At 47.1% G+C, this 23173-nt stretch carries 19 protein-coding genes; 3 read left to right on the top strand and 16 right to left on the bottom strand.

The genetic code is table 11. The features are described 5' to 3' along the window. Positions 1-97 precede the first annotated feature (97 nt). Complete coding sequence (locus BLS15_RS11465) at positions 98-1189, top strand: acyltransferase family protein (protein WP_021256985.1); 1092 nt, start codon at positions 98-100, stop codon at positions 1187-1189. A gap of 289 nt (positions 1190-1478) precedes the next feature. Beyond that, complete coding sequence (gene ilvD / locus BLS15_RS11470; protein ID WP_028531379.1) at positions 1479-3164, top strand: dihydroxy-acid dehydratase; 1686 nt, start codon at positions 1479-1481, stop codon at positions 3162-3164. Positions 3165-3314: 150 nt separating this feature from the next. Here the strand turns inward: ilvD and BLS15_RS11475 are convergent, their stop codons facing one another. The 7 genes from BLS15_RS11475 to BLS15_RS11505 form a co-directional block, all read right to left on the bottom strand. Continuing rightward, the gene (locus tag BLS15_RS11475; RefSeq protein ID WP_021256987.1) at positions 3315-3860 is read right to left on the bottom strand and encodes a dihydrofolate reductase family protein; all 546 of its coding nucleotides are present in this window, start codon (positions 3858-3860) and stop codon (positions 3315-3317) included. 159 nt (positions 3861-4019) lie between these two features. Further along, on the bottom strand, positions 4020-4988 hold the full coding sequence (locus BLS15_RS11480) for an ABC transporter ATP-binding protein (RefSeq protein ID WP_021256988.1): 969 nt from the start codon (positions 4986-4988) through the stop codon (positions 4020-4022). Next, on the bottom strand, positions 4985-5968 hold the full coding sequence (locus BLS15_RS11485; protein WP_090511484.1) for an ABC transporter ATP-binding protein: 984 nt from the start codon (positions 5966-5968) through the stop codon (positions 4985-4987). Before BLS15_RS11485 ends, BLS15_RS11480 begins: the two co-directional genes overlap by 4 nt. Before the next feature lie 9 nt (positions 5969-5977). Further along, complete coding sequence (gene opp4C, locus BLS15_RS11490) at positions 5978-6898, bottom strand: oligopeptide ABC transporter permease (RefSeq protein ID WP_021256990.1); 921 nt, start codon at positions 6896-6898, stop codon at positions 5978-5980. 16 nt (positions 6899-6914) lie between these two features. Next, on the bottom strand, positions 6915-7871 hold the full coding sequence (locus tag BLS15_RS11495) for an ABC transporter permease (protein WP_021256991.1): 957 nt from the start codon (positions 7869-7871) through the stop codon (positions 6915-6917). An 84-nt stretch (positions 7872-7955) separates the two neighbouring features. Continuing rightward, positions 7956-9686 carry an ABC transporter substrate-binding protein gene (locus BLS15_RS11500; RefSeq protein WP_028531381.1) on the bottom strand — a complete coding sequence of 577 codons (1731 nt, stop codon included), beginning with the start codon at positions 9684-9686 and terminating at the stop codon, positions 7956-7958. A 521-nt stretch (positions 9687-10207) separates the two neighbouring features. Beyond that, positions 10208-11584, bottom strand: a complete 1377-nt coding sequence (locus BLS15_RS11505) for a polysaccharide deacetylase family protein (RefSeq protein ID WP_028531382.1) — start codon at positions 11582-11584, stop codon at positions 10208-10210. 191 nt (positions 11585-11775) lie between these two features. Between BLS15_RS11505 and ytvI the strand changes: the two genes are divergently transcribed. After that, positions 11776-12936 (top strand): sporulation integral membrane protein YtvI, encoded by a 1161-nt coding sequence (gene ytvI / locus BLS15_RS11510; protein WP_028531383.1) that lies wholly within the window; start codon positions 11776-11778, stop codon positions 12934-12936. Between the two features lie 61 nt (positions 12937-12997). Here the strand turns inward: ytvI and BLS15_RS11515 are convergent, their stop codons facing one another. From BLS15_RS11515 to alaS, 9 genes are all read right to left on the bottom strand, one after another. Next, positions 12998-14821, bottom strand: a complete 1824-nt coding sequence (locus tag BLS15_RS11515) for a peptidoglycan D,D-transpeptidase FtsI family protein (protein ID WP_051613972.1) — start codon at positions 14819-14821, stop codon at positions 12998-13000. A gap of 202 nt (positions 14822-15023) precedes the next feature. Beyond that, entirely contained in the window at positions 15024-16364 is a 1341-nt protein-coding gene (locus BLS15_RS11520; RefSeq protein WP_028531385.1) for a peptidase U32 family protein, read from the bottom strand. A 17-nt stretch (positions 16365-16381) separates the two neighbouring features. Then, the gene (locus tag BLS15_RS11525; protein WP_028531386.1) at positions 16382-17317 is read right to left on the bottom strand and encodes a peptidase U32 family protein; all 936 of its coding nucleotides are present in this window, start codon (positions 17315-17317) and stop codon (positions 16382-16384) included. A 17-nt stretch (positions 17318-17334) separates the two neighbouring features. Further along, positions 17335-18396, bottom strand: coding sequence for an endolytic transglycosylase MltG (gene mltG / locus BLS15_RS11530; RefSeq protein ID WP_028531387.1), 1062 nt, complete (start codon positions 18394-18396; stop codon positions 17335-17337). A gap of 97 nt (positions 18397-18493) precedes the next feature. Next, positions 18494-18793, bottom strand: a complete 300-nt coding sequence (locus BLS15_RS11535; RefSeq protein ID WP_028531388.1) for a DUF1292 domain-containing protein — start codon at positions 18791-18793, stop codon at positions 18494-18496. Beyond that, positions 18790-19089 carry a DUF1292 domain-containing protein gene (locus BLS15_RS11540; protein WP_021257000.1) on the bottom strand — a complete coding sequence of 100 codons (300 nt, stop codon included), beginning with the start codon at positions 19087-19089 and terminating at the stop codon, positions 18790-18792. The genes BLS15_RS11535 and BLS15_RS11540 overlap by 4 nt, the downstream gene beginning before the upstream one ends. A 9-nt stretch (positions 19090-19098) precedes the next feature. Beyond that, complete coding sequence (ruvX, locus tag BLS15_RS11545; RefSeq protein ID WP_021257001.1) at positions 19099-19515, bottom strand: Holliday junction resolvase RuvX; 417 nt, start codon at positions 19513-19515, stop codon at positions 19099-19101. Between the two features lie 67 nt (positions 19516-19582). Next, positions 19583-19843 (bottom strand): IreB family regulatory phosphoprotein, encoded by a 261-nt coding sequence (locus BLS15_RS11550; protein WP_005547503.1) that lies wholly within the window; start codon positions 19841-19843, stop codon positions 19583-19585. Positions 19844-19999: 156 nt separating this feature from the next. Beyond that, complete coding sequence (alaS, locus tag BLS15_RS11555) at positions 20000-22636, bottom strand: alanine--tRNA ligase (protein ID WP_028531389.1); 2637 nt, start codon at positions 22634-22636, stop codon at positions 20000-20002. Between the last annotated feature and the right edge of the window lie 537 nt (positions 22637-23173).

Consider the following 23173-nt stretch of genomic DNA (forward strand, 5'->3'; position numbering starts at 1 on the left):
AATTTATAAATGACAGCTAATGAGCTCGCCGGCTTACGGTGCCACATTCAAATAGAGATCCGTAAACCGACTACACCTAGGTAAGGAGGGAATCATCATGCGGGAGCACCTTAGTATCCCCACTGCCCCCGGATGCGGGCCGTCAACGTTAACGAAAAGTGGAGAGACGTTCGGCTTAAATTTGCGATTTCTACTAATTGTATGCGTCTTTGTCGGCAATGCGATTGAACCACTCATCATGCGCATGCCTGAGATGAAAGCTATTTTCCTTTGGATTTTTACATTCCACATGCCTTTATTCGTGTTCATCACAGGTTATTTTGCACGCAGCAATCTAAACGGTGCGGTAGGTATTCGTATCCTGAAGCAAATCGCACTTCAATATATTATTTTTCAAACGATCTACTCGCTGCTTGATTATCTTGTGTTTCGCGTACCAGGCATTAGTCATTCCTTTTTCATTCCATATTTGCTGCTCTGGTTCTTAGTCGGCCATCTATTCTGGAGACTTATGATGAAAATGTTCACGCGTTTTTCGATATGTCATCCACTGCTTATCTCCATTGTATTAGGATTTCTAGTCGGCTTTCTGCCGCTCCAGGGCGCGTGGCTCGGCATTTCTCGTTCGGTCGTCTATTTGCCGTTCTTCGTTATTGGGTACACATTCTCTTATGAGAGATTTCGGGCATGGCTGACACCGTTCGTGCGGTATATAGGGGTTGCCATATCCATGGCGCTGCTTGTCGTGCTCTATATGATGTCTGAGCCTATCAATCCTATCTGGTTCATGAATCATATGACCTTCCATGAACTTGGATGGACACAGTCCGGTTGGCTTGCCCTATTCAACCGTACCGTCATCTACTTGACGCAAATAGTTGCTTCCGCTGCCTTCTTGGCTTGGGTGCCAATACGGGAAACTCATTTAACGAGCTTAGGCAAGCGAACTTTGTACGTGTTTCTCCTTCATGGGCTAATCATTCGCTCCGTCGTGCTGACAGGTGTATATGCTCATATTACGTCAGGCTGGAGCGCAGCACTGCTGATCGCAGCGTCTATTGCCGGTGCTGTTCTGCTGGCGCAGCCACAGGTTACGGCATGGCTCCATCCGATTATTGAGCCGAAGTGGGATCCGATTGCAGGATGGATACGCCATAAGCTGTTCCGCGCGAAAATCAAGCACAGCTAATCGATTATTCTTGTTGTCACATACGAGCTGGTTTCGGCTCACAATCATTGTCCAAACACCGCGAGAATCTGCATTTTTGCATGCTGTTTTCTTGCGGTGTTTTTGTGTGTGCAACAGCGTGTTCGCCTAGAATGGATTGGTAGATAAACCCCAACAGTTGTGATAGACTACTAAGAAACCCATTGGCAAGCACTAGAAAAAGCCATTCAAAAGTTCGATTTTATGTAAGAAGTAGAAAAATAGGACTCGTCCCGCGCGACGGGAAGGACATGAGATGGAGGTTTACCATATGACAGCCAAAAAGATGCGCTCAGACATGATTAAAAAGGGCTTTGATCGTGCGCCTCACCGCAGTTTGCTGCGTGCCGCAGGCGTTAAGGAAGAAGATTTCGACAAGCCGTTCATTGCAGTATGCAACTCGTATATCGATATCGTTCCCGGTCATGTACATTTGCAGGAATTCGGTAAAATTGTAAAGGAAGCCATTCGCGAAGCCGGCGGCGTTCCATTTGAATTCAATACCATTGGCGTCGATGATGGGATTGCCATGGGCCATATCGGCATGCGCTACTCGCTGCCAAGCCGTGAGATTATCGCGGATTCCCTTGAAACCGTTGTATCCGCACACTGGTTCGACGGTATGGTATGTATTCCGAACTGTGACAAGATCACACCAGGTATGATTATGGGCGCATTGCGCGTCAACATCCCGACTGTATTCGTCAGCGGCGGGCCAATGAAGGCTGGTAAGGATTCCAACGGTCGCTCCATCTCCCTCTCCAGCGTGTTCGAAGGTGTTGGTGCTTATCAAGCCGGCAAGATTGACGATAAAGGACTTCAAGAATTGGAGCAGTATGGTTGCCCAACATGCGGATCCTGTTCCGGCATGTTCACAGCCAACTCCATGAACTGCTTGGCAGAAGCACTCGGAATTGCGCTTCCGGGCAACGGAACGATCCTTGCTGTAGCGCCTGAGCGACGTGAATTCGTCAAGAAATCCGCGAAGCAGCTGATGAGTCTCATTGAGAAGGACATTAAGCCGCGCGACATCGTAACAATGGAAGCTATCGACAATGCCTTTGCCGTTGATATGGCGATGGGCGGTTCCACGAATACGGTGCTTCATACGCTTGCTATTGCAAGAGAAGCTGGCTTTGAATATCCAATTGAACGTATTAACGAAGTAGCAGCGCGTGTGCCTCACTTGGCCAAGATTGCGCCTGCTTCCGATTATCATATTGAAGATGTGCACAACGCTGGCGGCGTCAGCGCGGTTCTGAACGAGCTGTTCAAGAAGGAAGGCGCCCTCCACGGCGAGTGCATTACCGTAACAGGCAATACATTGCGTGAGAATGTGGCGGACAGCCCAATTCTCGATACCGATGTGATTCACACCTTGGATAACCCGCACAGCGAACGGGGCGGCTTGGCCGTTCTATTCGGCAATCTGGCTCCAGAAGGCGCGATTGTTAAGGTCGGCGCGGTTGATCCGTCCGTTGGCGGGCATCACATGGGCCCTGCAATCTGCTTCGACTCCCAGGACGATGCATTGGCTGGTATCGCGAACGGCAAAGTCAAGGAAGGCCATGTAGTAGTCATCCGCTATGAAGGCCCTAAGGGCGGTCCAGGCATGCCTGAGATGCTTGCTCCAACCTCGCAAATTGTCGGCATGGGCTTGGGCGCTAAGGTAGGTCTGATTACAGACGGACGCTTCTCTGGCGCTTCCCGCGGCATCAGCATTGGTCACATCTCGCCTGAAGCAGCAGAAGGCGGCCCAATCGCCTTCGTTGAAGATGGGGATATTATTGAACTCGACCTTAACAACCGCAAGATCGAGCTCCAAGTATCCGATGAAGAGCTTGAACGACGTCGTGCTGGTTGGAAAGGCTTCGAGCCGAAGGTGAAGTCCGGATATCTCGCCCGCTACTCCAAGCTCGTTACGAATGCAAGCCAAGGCGGTATTTTAAAGATCTAATTCTATTTTTAATACGTATTGTTGCAATAAGGAAGCCCGCTCTGCTATACCGAGCGGGCTTCTTGTTCTGCAAAAATAAATTGTAGGCTAAACAATGCTGGATCCAATCCCGATCTTCATGATGATCGTTTTGATTATTGACATGCAATATTATGTTCTATAGATTAGTTGTACAACGCCAGAGGAGAATGTTCTTGTATGAACCAACTTTACATTCAACCTCTGTTTTATATCCATAAACAATGGTTTCCCTTCACCCAAAATAACAGGGTGAACTGATAATCTGAATTCATCAACAAGACCTAAACGGATAAAAGTTGTGATAAGGCTTGCTCCACCATACAGCCAGATGTCTTTACCAGGCTTATTCTTTAATGCCTTTACTTCTTCAAGGATATTGTCATTTATGAATATCGCTTGATTATCAGTTCCTTTTTGCGTCTTGGAGAACACATACTTCTCTTTACTGTGAACAAGTTCCCACATTTCTTTTTCAGCTTCCGTACTTTCGCTTCCTGGCGTAAATTGTCCCCATAAATCATAACTTTTTCTTCCATACAAAATCGTATCAATTTGATGTAAGAAATGAGTAAATCCCATCTCAGCGTCCATCATGCACCAATCTACTTCCCCATTCTTCCCTTCAATAAAACCATCTATCGTAACGGCTAAATCAAGAATTATTGTTCGCCCCATAAATGGCCTCCCCTTTCATTGATTTGTTTCCCTCATTATAGACCTTAATGATGTCATCCTCTGTCATATTAATAAAGGAATGTTCTCTCTGCCACCGTACGCAAAACAGGCTGCCTCATCTTGGATGAGACAGCCTGCAAATAACGAGAATTATTCAAATTAGACCAAATGGCAAGCAACCTGATGTCCGCCGCCCATATCACGATACTCCGGAACCGCCTGCTTACAGATGTCTGTCGCAAACGGACAGCGCGTATGGAACTTACAGCCGGATGGCGGATTCGCCGGGCTTGGAATATCCCCTTGCAATACGATCCGATCAGGCTTGCGTGTTGGATCTGGTACAGGCACCGCAGACAGCAATGCCTTCGTGTACGGATGAAGCGGATTTCTGAACAGCTCATCACGAGGAGCCATCTCAACGAGCGAGCCCAAGTACATAACCCCGATACGGTTGCACAAATGCTCAACGACCGACAAGTCGTGAGAAATGAACAAGTACGTCAGGTTCTTCTGCTCTTGCAGATCACTCAGCAAGTTGATGATCTGTGCTTGAATCGATACGTCGAGCGCCGATACCGGCTCATCCGCTACGATAAATTCAGGGTTCAGCACCAAGGCGCGCGCAATCCCGATACGCTGGCGTTGACCACCAGAGAATTCATGAGGGTAGCGATCGATATGGTAAGGAGCAAGACCGCAAATCGTCAAAATTTCTTTGACCCGATCACGCACTTCGTTCTTCGAAGAAATGCCGTGGTCAATCAAGGCTTCACCGATTGCATCGCCGATCTTAATACGCGGGTTCAAGGAGCTGTACGGATCCTGGAACACAAGCTGCATCTTGGGACGCATACTGCGCAATTCCTTTTTCGACAAGTCATGAATCTCTACACCGTTGAACAATACTTGTCCTTCCGTCTTGTCGAGCAGGCGAAGAATCGTACGACCTGTAGTCGACTTACCGCATCCGGATTCCCCTACGAGACCAAGCGCTTCCCCTTTATTCAAGCTGAAGGACACGCCGTCAACCGCACGAACATGGCCTACCGTTTTAGATAAAATACCGCCCTGGATGGGGAAGTATTTTTTCAAATTGTCTACTTGTAGCAACGGTTGTTGACTCATTGTACGTCCCCTCCCTTTTCATACAGCCAGCATGCTGTCTTATGTTTGTTGTCATACACCTTAAGCTGAGGCTGCTTATCCGTACAGATGGACATGCAATGCTCGCAACGATCATTGAAATAACAGTTCTCTCCGAGTTCAACAGGGTTCGGAACCTGTCCCGGAATCGTATATAGACGCTCCATACGCTCATTGATGACCGGCTTTGCCTTCAAGAGACCTTGTGTATATGGATGCTTCGGATTTTTGAAGAGCTCAAGCACAGGAGCTTCTTCAATCACTTTACCTGCATACATAACGACAACATGGTCAGCCATTTCCGCTACGACACCAAGGTCATGCGTGATCATCATAATCGCCGTATTGAATTCCTTCTTAATGTTGCGCATCAAGTCCAAGATCTGTGCTTGAATCGTTACGTCGAGCGCTGTTGTCGGCTCATCCGCAATGAGAAGCTTCGGATCACAGCTAAGCGCAATCGCGATCATAATCCGTTGACGCATACCACCACTAAGCTCATGCGGATATGCATCTAAGATTTGTGCCGCACGTGGAATGCCGACCAGTTCGATCAGATCAATCGCACGTTTTTTTGCTTCCTTCTTCGTAACGCCTTTATGCAGCAGGATCGGTTCTGTCAGCTGTTCCCCGATCGTAAATACCGGGTTCAGAGACGTCATCGGCTCCTGGAAGATCATCGCGATTTCGTTACCGCGAATCTGGCGCATTTCACGTTCCTTAATTCCAAGCAAGTCTTTGCCATTATATAAGATCTGTCCACCCTCCACTTTACCCGGAGGAGAGACAAGACGCATAAGAGACATCGCTGTTACGCTTTTTCCGCATCCGGATTCACCAACGACACACAGCGTTTCTCCTTCTTTAATTGAGAAGCTGACATCATTGACCGCTCTTACGACGCCGCTGCTAGTATAGAAATTCGTCCGCAAATTGCGAAATTCGATCAAGTTATTTGACATAACGTATCCCTACCTCTTCATTTTCGGATCGAGGACGTCCCGCAAGCCGTCACCAATGATGTTAATCGCAATTACTGTCATGAAAATACATACGCCCGGCGGAATCCACAACCATGGACGCTTCTGGAAATCAATCAAGTTGTTCGCTGCCGTAATCATGTTCCCCCATGATGGCGTCGGCGGCACAACCCCTAGACCCAAGTAACTCAATACCGACTCTTGCAGAATTGCACCCGCAACCGTCAATGTTGCTACGACGATGATGATCGGAATCGTGTTCGGGAGCAAATGACGGAAGATTTTGCGGCGGTCACGCAGACCGAGCACTTCTGCCGCTTGCATGAACTCTTGCTCACGCAGCATCAAGATCTGTCCGCGCACGAGACGGGACAAGCTTGGCCAGCTCATGAATCCGAGCAAGAACATAACGACGAAAATCCGCTTGTCCGGCGGAACCTTCATATCTGATAGTACCGCACCAAGAATGATCAAGAGCGGCAAGCTAGGAATCGACATCATAATATCTGCTAGACGCATGATGATGGAATCAACCCACCCGCGATAGTAACCTGCAAGTGCTCCTAGTGTACTACCGATTGTGACAGAGATAATCATCGCAACGAGACCGACGATCAAGGATACGCGACCTGCAAGCATAACGCGGAGCAGAATGTCGCGTCCAAGGTTGTCTGTACCAAGCCAATGCGTAGCGGAAGGACCTTTATTTTTCATTGGGCCCATCGTATCCAAAGTATATGGCGAGAACAGCGGACCAATAAAACAAATGATGAACATCAAGACTACAACGACAATTCCGCCCATTGCGAATTTGTTCTTGCTAAGTTGCTTAAATGCCAACCTCCACGGGGAAGCAGGCTTCGTCTTCGATGCAGCTGTTGCAGCCGCAGAATTAGTAGCAGTTTGAGACACGAGCTTTTTCCCCTTTCTATTTCATGCGTACACGTGGATCAGCCACGCGGTACAGCACGTCAGCTAAGAAGTTACCTACAACAGTGAGCAATGCCAAGAACATCGTGAAGCCCATCAACAGGAAGTAGTCACGCGACGTGATTGCTTCCAGGTTGATGCGGCCGATACCCGGCCAGTTGAAGATTTTCTCTGTAATCATTGCGCCACCGAACAATCCCGGAAGCTCGATACCCAGCAACGTAATTGCAGGCAGCATTGCGTTGCGAAGCGCGTGTTTGAAAATAACTGTTCTTTCTTTCAAGCCTTTTGCACGTGCAGTACGGATATAATCCTGACGGATAACTTCCAGCATGCTCGTACGGAAATACCGTGTAAGCGATCCTACACTCAGTGCAGTCAATACGATAACTGGCAGCATTAAGTGGTGAATCAGATCCCAGAAGTGGGCCAATCCGGTAGCATTGCTTCCGGAGGTGTACATTCCGCCAACAGGGAATATTTTGAAGTCGACAGCTAACGCTTTAATTGCATATAAGCCAACAAAGAACGATGGCAATGACATTAAGGCAAATACGAGAAACGTAACTACCCCATCAAAAAATGAATATTGCCTGATAGCAGAAAATACACCGACAAGAATTGCTATTGCCCATGATAAAACTAATACGATTGCAGCGATCATAAAGGAATTCCACATATAGCGATTAAGTACAGTTGTAACCGGTTGCTTATGCTGTATCGACATCCCCAGATCTCCCTTGAGTGTGTTGCTCGCCCAAGTGAAGTAACGCTCAGTAAGCGGCTTGTCCAAACCATGAATCGCTTTAAGTTCAGCAGCGCGCTCTTTGGAAATCGTCGGGTTCGAATCGATAAAGTTACCCGGTGCCAATGCAAATACGGCGAACAGGATAACGGATACCCCTATTATCGTAGGAACCAATTGTAACAGCCGCCGAATGGCGTATTGCTTCATAATTATTCCTCCTAGCTTTATATAAGCCTAAATGCCCAGCCCGGAGGCTGAGCATTTTGCAGGCATTATTCATATGCCTTGCGGCTATTGAATTTGCAATTGTGGCAGGCTATACGTGAAGTTGCGATATGGCGACATATCGAAGCCTTGCAAGCGAGCGTTGTTCGCCCACATATCACGACGCTGGTACAAGAAGATGTAAGGAAGATCCTCATTCAACTCTTTATACAACTCTTTAAAGACTTCCTTGCGCTTTTCTGTGTCGACCATTGCTCCAGCTTTCGTGAACAACTCATCAACCTTCGGATTGGAGTATCCAACATCATTCTGGGAACCGCCAGACTTGAACACATTTTCACCGGATTGCGGGTCTGGTGTTAAAGCCCACGCCAAGAACATCATGTCGAAATCGCCTTTTTTACGCTTGTCTATAGCTGCATTGAAGTCCATTTGCTCTGCAACGAATTCAATGCCAAGCTCTTTGTAGCTCGCTTGAGCAAGCGGAATAATTGCATCGTTTACAGGGTTAGGAGTTGTAGCTGTGAACGTAATCTTAAATTTCTTGCCGTCTTTTTCACGGATGCCGTCTGCGCCAACTTTCCAGCCTGCTTCATCCAGCAATTGTTTTGCTTTTTCCAGATCGAAATCGTACTTATTCACATCATCTGTGTACGCCCAAGATACTTTGGATTGCGGAACGTTCAGAACGTCTGCATAGCCTTGATATACGGCATCAACGATCTCCTTACGGTTCAGACCGTAAGTCAATGCTTGGCGTACACGCTTATCTTTAAATTGGTCATGCTTGTGGTTGAATGCGATGTAACCATAGCTGTTCGCTGGGAACAGGTTAATATCAACGAACCCGAATTCTTTCAATTGCTCGATCGTATCTTTGTTAACATCAATGAAATCCATATCCGTTTCGCCGGCCTGCATCAATTGCACATTTGTTTCCGACGTCGTGAATTTGTAGATCAATTTTTCGATTTTAGGCTTGCCTTGGTAGAACAGCTCGTTTGCCACCAATACTGCCTCTTGACCTGGAGTGAACTTTTCAAGCTTGTACGGCCCATTGCCGACCGGATGCGTGAACAGATCTCTCATGTAACCAAGGCTGCCTTGCTTATAATCCTTTCCGTAGATTGCTTTGGGAAGCACGCCTACGGAACCGATAGCGGAAAATGCCAATGCATTCACTTCTGTCGTTGTTACTTGAATCGTGCGTGCATCAAGCACTTTAATACCTTCAATGGATGTCGCTTTTCCTTCTTTATACTCTTTGCCGCCCTTAATATGAGCGTCCTTGATAATATCAGTAGGACCGTCATAGGATTTATCGTGCAAAACAGTCAAGCTGAATGCTACGTCGTCCGCAGTTACTGGAGTATTATCACTGTACTTCAAACCATCACGAAGTGTAAACGTATAAACAAGGTTATCAGGGGAAATTTCCCATTTCTCTGCAATGCCTTCTTTATAAGTACCGTCTTTGTTAACTTCGATCATGCTGGTGAATATGGAAGTATTAATATAGTTATCGTACGTTGAGTCTGCAAAGAGTGGGTTAAAAATACCACTTGGTGACGTGATGCCGATAATCATCGTGTCCTTACGATTCTTCGCAAGCTCTGGAGACAAGGATACATCCGAAGCTTTAATCAAGCCATCGGTTACCAATTCTTCAGCCGGTTGTTCTGTATTTTGGCCAGTAGTCTTGTCTGTACCCTTAGAGGAATTCCCGCCTCCGCAAGCAGACAGAATAAGTGTCAATGACAACAATAAGCAAATCATAGTGCTAAGACTTTTTTTCACAACATTCTCCCCTTATTTCTTAGATGACATTTATAATTAGTATAAAAGTTGTATACATATTACCTAGTTAGCTTCGAATGTTCGGCTATATACTCTTTTATAGAACATTGGTCAATAAAATAAGAAAGAATGACCAATTCCTCAGCAAGAGACGAATATTTTTTCATAATACTACTTGATAATTTCGTATTTGTAAATGCTTATGTCAGCTTTACCTTAAAAGATTTTAATTTTCGTTCGATAACTTTTTTTTATCAATCATAGGAAAATCGTCTCAAAAAATCAAACTATTTTTATACTAAAAACGGAAATCTGATCCTATTTCACTATATTGTATCCCCTCAGTGGATAACTGTCTACTTATTCCTCTCAGAATGTGCATTTCTGCATTTTCATTTTCTTGCATAAAAGTTGCATAAATACTCATTCCGTTAAGGAGTACAAAAAAAGCTCTGAAAAATGAACAATGTCATTTTTCAAAGCTTTTAAATCAAATGTTATTATTTGGTAAATATATCGAATTATAACGGATGCGCCACATTCTCTACTTTCTTATCGACGAGCACAAGCCGCTCAGAAGCGTTCGCATCATATGCATAATTTCTATCTCTTCCATAACGCGATAACAAGGTTTCTGTCGACATAATAATCAACTTCGGAATCATCTGTTCCGCTTGCTGCCTCAATCGATTCTGTCCCTGTGGATGAATAATGCTCATCAGCAGCCGCAAGTATCTCCGAGACACCCAGGAGAATAATCCTCTTGGCAAATCTCGTACCGTAAATCCGAATTGCTCGGGTCCCCGGTGCATCATGCTTACTCCGTACAATGCTTTCACATTCGCCCGTAAATTCTGATCGCTTAGCAAGTAATCAGCAAGCTCTGGCAGCGTACGTTCTACGGAACGTATCATCTGAATTGCAATTTGCATCGCACTCCTCGACCGATGACCAATATCATATAATAGTCGATTGTCGAAATGCAGTTCCAGTACCAGGTCATTATGCTTCAATTCTACTCCGTCATCTAAGACTACGGCCTTGCCATGATACGGACGAACACGGAAATGAAACACAGGCTGTTCATGGTTCGTTGTCTTCAACGCAAAGACGGAGTGGAAGGCTTTCTCATAGAGAAACCAGAGACGTACGACCATGCGTCTAAGCAAGCTTGGATTCTTCATCCGGGCTTGATCGGTCAATCGAATGAGCTCATCGACACGGACACAGCGCAGCTCACGCTTCTCCGCTTCGTCTAGAAACCGTTCCAATGCCGCCAGCATATTCGCTGGCGCTTCCCGATCTGCCCCAAGTGTAAGGCCGCAATCATGCAGCAGAAGAACTTCCCCACCCCGACATCGCTTCATCATACGCCGATACAAGCGTTCAGAGCCGAGCTTCTTCCGCCAATCCCCGAATAGAACAGACCACAATATAATTTGCAAGTGACCCAATCTGCCATAATCGAATAGATTGACAATCCCCCAAGGCGGTCGATAGTAATTCGATCGTTTGCCAGTTACTGATTCAATAATGTCTGACGTTTTACGGATTTGACGTTTCACCGTTTTTGGACGCATCAGCCAGTTGGACTTATGAACATAATTGTGAATACCGATAAGATGACCCTCATCGTGCATTCGCTTCAGCACGTCTGGATGCTGCTCTGCGTGGATGCCAACCACAAAGAATGTTGCCTTGGCATTATATTTCTTCAATAGGTCTAACAGCTGAGGTGTATAGATCGGATCTGGACCATCGTCGAATGTCAATGCCAGTTCCCGTTCTGCACGTCCCTTCTGGAAGACACGAAATCCAAACAGGCGGCTGATTAAGCCAGGGAGAAACGCATAAAACGTCAGGATGTAAAACCCCCATAATAAAATGAATTCTACCATCCCAGTTCCCCGTTTCTTATATACATAATAAAATGCAACGTTCTCAAGCTCTTCAGACTTGAACATATACGTATACTTACTCTACGTATGAACTGTTATTATTGTAACATAATGAACAAAGAATAGGCACGGGAAATCGTTTCGTGTACAATGATTATCATATTGTTATTTGGTGAAAAGGAGTCTGTTCTATGATTGCATTTTACCGTAAGTATTGGCGGACAGCATTTGATATCGCCTTGTTGATTTTGACTGCATATTTAATCATGTACACGTTTAGCTACTTGTACTCGATAGCCGCCCCTATTTTTCTAGCCTTCATCGTGTTCATGTTCATCGAACCGCTGGCGGCATTTCTTCACCGGCGGGGTATGCGGAAAGCTATCGCTTCGGCCATCTCCGTCTTATTGTTCGTACTTGTCATTCTAGGAGCTATGTTTGGACTCGGTTTTATTCTCGTGCATCAAGCAATCGAGCTGCAAGCCAAGCTGCCTACCTATATTAAGGCAGTTCAGAGTGAATTGGTGAACATCGCCACGTACTTGCAGAACCGGTATGAATCACTGCCGCCTGATGTATCTGGCCGCATCAATGAATATGCCGGCAACGCCGCCCAGCATATTTCCGAATTTATCGTCGGATTTCTCAGCCTGCTCATTAAGCAAATAACGTCCTTCTCGACGTTTACGCTGAACTTTTTCATCGCCATAATCCTTGGCTATTTCCTCAGCATCGAGATTGATACTTGGCGAAGAGTTGCCCGCAATAAAACGCCGCGCACGTTTCTAAAAGCCTACATATTTCTAAAGGAAAATGTGCTGAAGGGGTTATCTGCTTACTTAAAGGCTCAACTGAAGCTGATTTCCGTTACCTTCGTCATTGTGTTTATCGGTCTGCTTGTACTTGGCGTGAGCAATTCCTTCTTAGTCGCTTTATTGTCGGCAATTTTTGATTTACTGCCGCTCTTAGGGATTCCATTCATCTTTATCCCTTGGATCGCCTACCTGCTCATTATCGGGAATACATCGCTAGCCATTGGACTTGCTGTCGTTATGGGCGTCACCCTTCTAATCCGGCAAATCCTTGATCCGAAGATTACGGGGACATCGCTTGGGGTATCCGCATTTACGATGCTGTCCTTCATGATCGTGTCCATGTCATTGTTCGGGGTTATCGGCATCGTCATGTCCACCGTCCTCTTGATCTTAATAAAAGCTCTTTACGATCAAGGTTATTTAAAACGTTGGATTCGTATGCCTAAAGAAGAATTTGTATCTGGACATCCATTTGACAATACTTCTCCAGATCAAAGTGAGGACAATAAAGATAACGGAGAACCAAAGAACAAGTAGAAACCATGATACCTTGTTGATATGAAATAGCAGGCCAATCTTCCTTGAGGAGATTGGCCTGCTATTTATGTGGAGGCTGTGCAGCCAGCACATCCATTACAGCTCGGAATACCTCTGTTGCCTTATGCGAAGTGCCAGATTGGTCATCTTCGCTGACGACACTCACTGCATACTTTGGCTTCTCAATTGGGCCGTACCCTATAAACCATGTATGTACGTTAGCCGTCCCATATGCCTCTGCTTGGGCCGTACCACTCTTGCCTGCAACGTTCCAGGAAGTCTGTTTAAGCGATTGCCCCGTACCGTACTGGACGACATCCACCATCATTTTCATTACGTTGCGGGCTGTCTCCAGCTTCATCACTCGCTCCTTTTTGACTTGTACAGGGAATCGAACGATCGGCATTCCTGTGGCATACTGGACTTCTTGAATTAATCGTGGTGATCCGAAGTTTCCATTCTGAAGCAGCGTTACAACGAAGTTGGCTGCAGCCAAAGGTGTCAATCGCACATTCCGCTGCCCGATACCAGATTGAGCTCGTTCTCCTCCCGACACATTCCCCGGCTGTACATCGTCAGGAAATATTCGACTCTCTTCCTCCGCTTCGAAATGCCGCAAACTCCGGTGGCCCATCTCATCATCCGAAACCATACCAACAAGCCCGCTTAGCCCCATTGTCTTGGCATAGTTCAATAGCTGATGCCCTGTCAATCGTTCTCCCAGCTCAGCAAACACTTCATTGCATGACTCTGCCAATGCCTCGCGCAATGTCAACGTACCATGCCCTTCCGGCAACCAGCACGCTAGACCATACTTCCCATAATGCCCATCGCAGGAAAAGCGTTCATTCAATTGCGTCAGTCCCGCTTCCATTGCGGCAGCCGCAATGAACAGCTTATAGACAGACCCCGGAGGGAGGGCCTTGGTTGCTCGATTGTTCCAAGCTGCCTTCTCCGGCTCTATATGATAAGGATCTGCGGCAGGGCGGGACACCATCGCCACCACATCCCTTGTTGCTGCATCAAGGACGACTACCGATCCCTTCTCAATATGATGCCGATCAAGTACTTGCTCAATAGCAGCTTCGATTGTCTGATCCGTTGTCGTAATAAGCCTTAATGGATAATATGGATTATCAGGACGCCGTAAGCGCACATCGAGTCCATGCAGCGGCAGTTGACTTGCATCTGTATAATGGACGACTGTCGTGGCGCCCAATCCCTTGAGCAATGGTTCAAACGTTCGTTCCAAACCCGATACACCAACAATACTTGAATCAGCATTGTTGCCACTCTTCTTGAAATACTCATTGCTCGATGTATCCGTCATATCCGCAATAGCCCCTACCCATTGCGGAGTATGCTGACGAAGCGGATATCGAACCGTATATGGAAGTACTCGAATCCCTTCCCAATCCGATAATCCAATTCGCTCGGCCTGCTCTGTACTCAGCTCGAAGGGCAATTTTTTATCCTTCTCATTCGGCCAAATGTAAGGTTCGACAAGCTCCTCCCATCGACGCCGGACTTCTTGTTCTGACTCGTGCAGCCAGAGCGCCATGCTCCGAACTGCATCCGTACGAATAGCATTTTTATTCACTGGGAAGAGGACAAGGGCCTTCACGACCTGACCCGTATACGGGCGCCCAGCCCGATCTACGATCGAGCCGCGTCCATCATCCAGCACTACACCACGTGCCCGTTGAATGACGGTGCGCTGCAGAACAGTATGGACACCATCACCCACCTTGCTGTGCACGAACAACAGCTGAAGCCAGCCTAATCTAACAATATAGATTCCGATCATTACGGTAATGGCACATGCGAGCAGAACAAGCCGATTGTACATGAGCTTCTGCCGCTTCGAACGCTGGCGCGACAACACTTCATCCACCTCCTTTTCCACAAACGAAGTCCGTTTCTTCTTTTCAGTACCATTACTGCCCACTTCTCCTTATGCATAACCACAAGTGTTGGATCGTGCCCCAACCTATCCTTTTGTTCACACGTACTCGGCATTATTTCTGCACAAAAAAAAGCCCCTACCATTCGGTAAGGGCTCACTCTATCTCGTTATTCTAAATCACTTACGCTTTGGCATTCTTCTTACGCATCATATCGAAATACGTAACCGGCTGATCGACCTTCATACGCACAAGTTGCAGCGGATGGCGAGCTGCATCCAGCTCATTGCCTTCTGTATCCCACAGCTTCTCTACCTTCTGCTTGAAGAACGTATTGTTCGGGCCGAAGAACTCAACCTCAGCTCCAACCTTGAAGTGATTGCGCTGTTGAACCGTCGCGATGCCTGTCTCAGCATCGTAGTCCATAACCAATCCAGCGAAATCATAAGGTGCAGGCTTGTCTTCCGGCTCGTAAATATGATCCTCATGATCCGGCTCTTCGTAGAAGAAACCTGTATTGACAGGACGGTTAGCCGCCTTGTAAATCTCATCCAGCCATTCCTGCTTCAGCTCATAATTGTCCGGATCGGCCATATACGCATCAATGACTTTCCGATACACATTAACGACCGTAGCCACATAGTGAATCGACTTCATCCGGCCTTCAATCTTGAAGCTGTCCACCCCAACATCGATCAGATCCGGCAGATGCTCAATCATGCACAAGTCCTTCGCGCTCATGGCGAACGCATTGTCATTCTCATCGAACAACGCCTTTTGATTGACGCCCAGACGGAACTGCTCCAATACAGAAGAACCGGAAGCTTCCTCTTCGCTGATCATATCCATGGCATCTGCACGGTCATCCTCGAACAGATCGTATTTCCAACGGCATGATTGGCAGCAGCCGCCACGGTTGGAATCACGGTTTGTGAAGTGGTTGGACAACACGCAGCGTCCAGAATAAGAAGAACACATCGCACCATGAATAAAGGCCTCAATTTCGATGTCAACGTGATTTTTCATTTCCTGAATCTCATCCATGCTCGTCTCCCGAGCTAAGACGACGCGAGGCATGCCTTCATCTTTCCAGTATTGAATCGTCTGCCAGTTCGCGATGGACTGCTGTGTACTTACGTGAACCTCCAGCTTCGGCGCCACGCGCATGGCAGTATCAATGATAAATGGATCTGCAGCAATAATGGCACTAATGCCCGCATTCTCCAGATTGCGAAGATACTCTTCCAAGCCTTCGACATCTTCATTATGCGCATAAATATTCGTCGCCACGAACACCTTCGCCCCATATTTTTTAGCAAACTCCACACCTTCACGCATTTCTTCAAAGCTGAAATTGTCCGCATTGGAACGCAGACCGTATTTTTGCCCGCCAATGTATACGGCATCCGCACCGTAGTGAATGGCGAACTTCAACTTCTCCAAATTACCGGCGGGAGCAAGTAATTCCGGCTTATCCAAGCGATATCGCTTGCCGTTATATTTACGTTTCGTTTGTGTACTCATCGTTGTACGCCCCCTCCTTAATACATTTGTTCTTTATAGAAAAATCCGAATGAGAGCTCTCGCTCTGGATCTTGAACCGCACGAATGCGTTCCAGCCATTCTTCCTTCATGGAATACCCTTTAGGATCGGCGATATAGCTATCAATTGCTTCGCGATACACGCGAACAATGGTTTCATTGTAATGAATAGACTTTAAAATTCCTTCGATCTTAAAGCTGTCGATGTGCGCATCGAGCAGCAACTTCAAATCTTCGATGATGCACATATCGTCTGAACTCATGATATGTGTTCCATTCGCATCTTCATACATCGGGAACTTCTCATCCTGACGTTCACGCTCTACGAGGAACAGCTTCTGTTCCATCCCTACCTCATATGTGCCTTCTTCTTTGCCAAGATGACGCATGTAATGGTGGACTAAATGGCGCTTGGAATGATAAATATTCGTCATCCCATGGATTTGAACTTGAACTTCCATATCCGGAAGCTCGCGCTTCATCTCTACCACTTGCTCCAGATTCAGCTCGCGGGCAGCAACGATACGGCTTGCGCCACGCTTCTGCCAGTACTGAGCTGTCCGATAGTTCGTCGATGTCATCTCCGCATTCCACTGCAGACGAAGGGTTGGCGCTGCTGTTCGTGCAACCATAATTACAGCTGGATCGCCATAGGCAATCGCATCAACGCCCAGTTCCTCAAGTCGCTTCAAGTAAGACGACAGATCTGTCAGATGCTCATTATGCATAATATTATTTACTGCAACATACAGCTTGGCGTTATGGCTGCGGACGATCGGCAGGCTTGCCTCGATATCTGCAATGGTCATTTCGCCTGGCATGCGCATGCTATATTTTTCTTCCCCGACGAGGACTGCATTCGCGCCTGCTTGAAGCAAGCGTTCCAATTCCTCAACACTGCCTGCGGTAACAAGCAATTCAGGTTGATAAGTCATGTTCATTTCACCGCTTTCTATTGTGCTGCCGTTTTCTTGCTCTGTTCAATATTACGCTGATGCTCTGGGAATGTCTTGGCGAACAGATGCGTGTGGGTGCCGTCTTTTTTCGTCACATAATACAAATATTCTGAAGCCTCCGGCTTCAATACTGCTTGAATGGAGGCCGTACTTGGACTGGAAATAGGCCCTGGCGGCAATTTATCTATTTTATACGTATTGTAAGGACTGTCGATTTCCAAGTCCTTATAATACAAACGTTCCTTCGGCTTGTCCAGTGCATATTGAACGGTGGCATCAATTTGCAGGCGCATCCCCTTTGCAATTCGATTATCGATGACGCCCGCAATCAATGGACGCTCTTCATCCACAACCGCTTCTCGCTCAACAAGCGAAGCCAAGGTCAGCATATCGTGCAGCGTCAGACCACGTGTCTTCAAATCGGATTCCCAAGTTGCGGAAGCCTCCGACAATCGCTTCTCTGTCTCTTGCACCATCCGTGCAATGATCTCTTCCTCAGAACTCCCCTTCTTCAACTCATAGGTCTCAGGGAACAAGTATCCTTCAAGACGATGCTTCAACTTGGCGTCAGTCGGAATATGCACAGCGATCGGGGCCTGTCCCTTAAGCCAAGCCGTATCATTTGCCAGCTTCAAGAAGCGATTCTTATCCACAACGCCATCATTGCTTAGTTTGTCCGCAATTTGTTCTACGGTATAACCTTCTGGAATTGTGAAGCGAACCATTTCTTCCGGAACGACTTCCCCGCTGTTGAGCTTCGCGATAATGTCGTCATAGGTAACACCGGGACGGAACGTGTATTTCCCCGCTTGGAAGCGGCTTCCCTCCCCGTTCCATTTCAAATACACTTTAAAAATGAGTGCATTGCGAATAATTCCCTGCTCCTCCAGCTGTGATGCGATTGCTGCTGTTCCAGAGCCCTGTTGGATCGAAACGGGAATCTCCCGTTCTTCTTGCGCGAGCGGACGCATTCCGCTCCATATATAACCAACACCAGCGCCAGCTACGAGTAGAAGCACAAGGCTGATCGTGAGCAGCACCTTCGAGCCTTTCTTCATCCACACACTCTCCTACATGGAAAAAGAGCGGAAATCCGCCCTTTTTCCGTAAAATATCAGTTAGCCGATGCCATCCATCGACTCTACAAACGACAAATTAAAATTCGTCTCGGTACGTTAATTCATCATACAGCTCAGCTACTTCTTCCCACTCGTCATCATCTTCGATCGTTTCGAGCTCCCAGCCTTCTGCTTCGTTCCCGATAATGCGATACAGTTCCTGCTCCGGTTCTTGAGCACCTTCTGGAAGAAGTACTGCATACGCTCGATCATCAAGCCGGAATTCAGCGATTAACGATAGGACACGACTGTGACCGGCCTCATCCGTCATCTCAACGAATTGACCGAAGGCATTCTTTAGCTGTTCTGTCAATTGAAGTTCAAGTCGTTCGGTCACCCTTCATTCTCCTCATCCGCTGTAAATAACGTATTGAACGTTTCCTCGACAATATTCCATTCTTCTTCGTCCGTAATGGTAAACAGCTTCAAATCGTCGTCCTCTTCTTCATAACGGAACGCATACACTTCATCCGCATCTTCATCATCAGAATCGACAGGTACGACCATCATATATTTTTTGTCCGTGCCATCTACATCGAACTTCATAATGACTTCGAATTCTTCCTCGTTGCCCTCGTCGTCCGGAATATAAATGATCTCCGGTTCTTCTTGCAAATGTTCATCTCGTGTCATAGTAACCCCTCACCTTCTTGATTGATAGTCAAGATATGTTTGTAATATAATGGTTGCCGCCATCTTATCGATGACTTGTCGACGCTTCTTGCGACTGACGTCAGCTTCCAGCAATGCGCGTTCTGCCGACACCGTACTCAAGCGTTCATCCCACAGGTGAACGGGCAATCCGAACGACTGCTTCAACTGTTCTGCAAATGACATGCTTAGCTCGCCCCGAGGTCCGACTGTGCCATTCATGTTCTTCGGCAGTCCAAGGACGAAGGCTTCCACGCCGTGCTCCTTCACAATGTCACCAAGTCGCTTCAGATCATTCTCTGGTTTGCGACGCTCAATGACTTCAAGTCCTTGTGCCGTCCAACCAAAAGCATCGCTTATCGCGACACCGATCCGTCGATCTCCGTAATCCAAGCCAAGAATCTTCATTCAGTCTCTCCCAGTATTCATCCAGTGATGCTTACTTCTCTATCCGTGCTGCATTCATCCTCGCGACTTATCGGTGATGATTCAAGTAGAAGCGAACTAATTCTTCAATCAGTTCGTCCCGCTCTTTCTTCCTCACGATACTTCGAGCATTGTTATGCCGCGGGATATAAGCGGGATCCCCGGATAGAAGATAACCAACGATTTGGTTAATAGGATTGTATTCCTTCTCGAGAAGCGCATCATAGACAGACAACAGGATATCTTCGTTGGAAGCTTGCTGTTCCTCCGCTTTTACATTGAACTTCATCGTCTTATCCATGGAATTCATCGCTAACACCTCGCTTTACTCTTATCATAACACATACCCGAACAAACTAGAAAATATTCCGATCCAAAGCTTGGCATTGTTCACAAATTTGACGACAATAACCTCCCTATGGAATCGGATCAGGGAGCCCCTACTGCAGGGCTCCCCTCTCTTATATTATACGCCAAGCTGCTTCCCAACAAGCTCATCCACGAGAGCCAATGCCTCTGGCAGCTTGGAAGCGTCTTTGCCTCCAGCTTGCGCCATGTCAGGACGGCCGCCACCGCCACCGCCGCACACAGAAGCGAGCTCTTTAATCAACTTGCCGGCATGAAGCCCCTTCTTTACAAGCTCTGGAGCAACAGCAACAACGAAGTTCACTTTATCTTCATTTACTGCACCGAGTGCGATAATCGCTTCTGGAAGCTTCGCCTTCAGTTCGTCTGCCGTCGTACGAAGTGCATCCATACCGCCTGCATCGACTTGTGCAGCCAGCACTTGAACACCAGCAACGGTTCTAACTTGGTCTGTCAATTGTCCTGCTTCAATGCTGCTCAGCTTGCTCTTAAGCGATTCATTCTCGCGTGACAGCTCCTTCTCACGTGAGAACATAGCTTCAATACGCTTCGGTACATCCGCTACATTCGATTTAAGCAAGGAACCTGCTTGCTTCAACAGCTCCAATTGCGCCTCCATATACTGATACGCATGACGACCCGTTACAGCCTCAATACGGCGTACACCAGAGCCGATTCCGCTCTCGCTCACGATCTTGAAGAGACCGATTTCCGAGGTGCTGCTAACATGGCAGCCACCGCATAGCTCAATGCTGTAATCGCCAACTTGTACGACACGTACAACATCGCCGTACTTTTCGCCGAACAACGCCATTGCGCCCATTTCTTTGGCCTCATCGATCGATTTCGATTCGATAACAAGCTGTGTGCCTTTCCAGATTTGCTCGTTGACACGATGCTCAATGTCCACAAGCTCCTCTTCGCTAATGCTGCCCAAATGTGTGAAGTCGAAGCGAAGACGGTCAGGCTGCACGAGAGATCCTGCTTGGTTCGCATGCTCACCCAATACAAGCTTGAGCGCCTTATGAAGCAAGTGTGTCGCAGTATGATTCTTAATAATATCCTCACGAATCGCGCGAGCTACTGCAGCTTGTACTTGCATGCCGACACGCAGTGTTCCTTCTTCCACGCGCACTACTGCGATATGCTGACCATGAGGAGCTTTCCATACATCTTCAACTGCTCCTTTGAATCCAGCTGCTGTAAGGACACCGCTGTCGCTTACTTGACCGCCGCTCTCCGCATAGAATGGCGTGCGATCAAGCACTAATTGGCAAGTCGATCCTACTTGTGCTTCTTCTGCCATTTCGTTATCCACGATCAGTGCCAGTACACTGGATTCAGTTACCAACTCATTATATCCAACGAACTCGCTTTTAGTCGTGTAATCAGCAAGTGGCCCGCCTTGTACCTTCATGCTTCCCGTATCTTGACGAGCTGCACGGGCACGATCACGCTGTTCTTGCATCGCCTGATCGAAACCTTCACGATCAACCGTCAATCCATGTTCAGAAGCATAATCTTCTGTCAAATCGAATGGGAATCCATACGTGTCATACAATTTGAACGCTTCTTGTCCGCCAATTTGCGTGCGTCCTTCCTGCTTCGCAGCAGATGCCAAGCTTTCCAGAATCGCCAAGCCTTCTACAAGCGTCTCATGGAATCGCTCTTCCTCGTTTTTGATTACCTTCTCAATGAACTCGCGTTTTTCAACGATTTCGTTGTAATGTGAGCCCATTACTTCACATACCGTCTGTACCAGCTCTACCATGAATGGACGGTCGATACCGAGGATCTTGCCGTAACGGACTGCACGACGCAGCAAGCGGCGGATTACATAACCACGGCCTTCATTCGATGGCAGAACGCCATCGCCTACAGCGAATGTTACGGTACGAACATGGTCTGCGATTACTTTCAAGGCAACGTCGAACTCTGGACGCTCATTATACTTCACGCCTGCAATGCGGCATGTTGCTTGAATGATCGGCTGGAACAAGTCTGTATCGAAGTTGGAGTCGACATCCTGCAAGATTGAAGCGAAGCGCTCCAAGCCGGCGCCTGTATCAATATTTTTGTTCGGAAGCGGCGTGTAGCTGCCGTCCTTGTTATGGTTGTATTGTGAGAATACATTGTTCCATACTTCCAAGTAGCGCTCGTTCTCTCCGCTTGGATAGCATTCTGGATCCTCTTCCAATGTTCCGTACTTCTCTCCGCGATCGTAGAAGATCTCTGTACAAGGACCGCAAGGGCCTTCCCCGATATCCCAGAAGTTGTCGTCGCCTGTCTTCACAATGTGGTCAGCAGGAAGGCCGATCTTCTCATTCCACAGCTTGTACGCTTCTTCATCATCGTTATGGACAGTAACATAGAGACGATTCGGATCGAAGCCAATCCATTCTTTGCTTGTCAAGAACTCCCAAGCCCATGTAATAGCTTCCTCTTTGAAATAATCGCCGATGGAGAAGTTCCCCAGCATTTCGAAGAACGTATGGTGACGGCGAGTCTTGCCGACATTCTCGATATCGTTCGTACGAATACATTTTTGCGAGTTTGCGATACGCGGGTTCTCAGGCTTCACGCGTCCGTCAAAATAAGGCTTGAGCGGTGCCATACCCGCATTAATCCAGAGCAAGGATGGGTCATTGTGTGGTACAAGCGATGCGCTTGGCTCAATGTGATGCCCTTTGCTTTCAAAGAATTTCAACCATTTTTCGCGAATTTCACTAGCTTTCATGAGTAAACGCCCCCAACAGTTTATTTAAGGTAGTTCAATTAGCTCACTTTTGATCACGATGTATCCCATGAGGTTATTCGGCATCGAATCTTGCATTCACCCTTGAACAGCATATGCTTTCGAAGTATGTTTCCTTCGGAAACATTTTTAGTTGCTCATGTAGTCTCGCCTACACTCCGCTACTCCTTGCAAGTTTTGCAGAGCAAAACTTGCAAGGAAGCATATGCTTCAGCTTCATGCAACCTTCTCGGTGCTGAAAAGCCATCTAATTGAACTTGAACTATTAAAAAATAAAAAAATCGCCCCTGAAAATCAGGGACGATTCATATATCGCGGTACCACCCTGGTTATCGCATACATCACACCCCATTTTATCAAGCCTGCTTATCATGCAAGCAAGGGCAAGAAAAGCGTCTGCGATCGCCTCGACGTTGATAACGGGTACGTCCCGGTGAAGTTCCATTCACACTCAGAAATTAGCGTTCAGCTGTTCTTCAAGGTGAAGATTCTTGCAGCCAGCCGGCATATGCCGATCCG

Origin of the sequence: Paenibacillus sp. cl6col (assembly GCF_900102125.1) — a bacterium.
Taxonomy (GTDB): domain Bacteria; phylum Bacillota; class Bacilli; order Paenibacillales; family Paenibacillaceae; genus Paenibacillus_B; species Paenibacillus_B suaedae.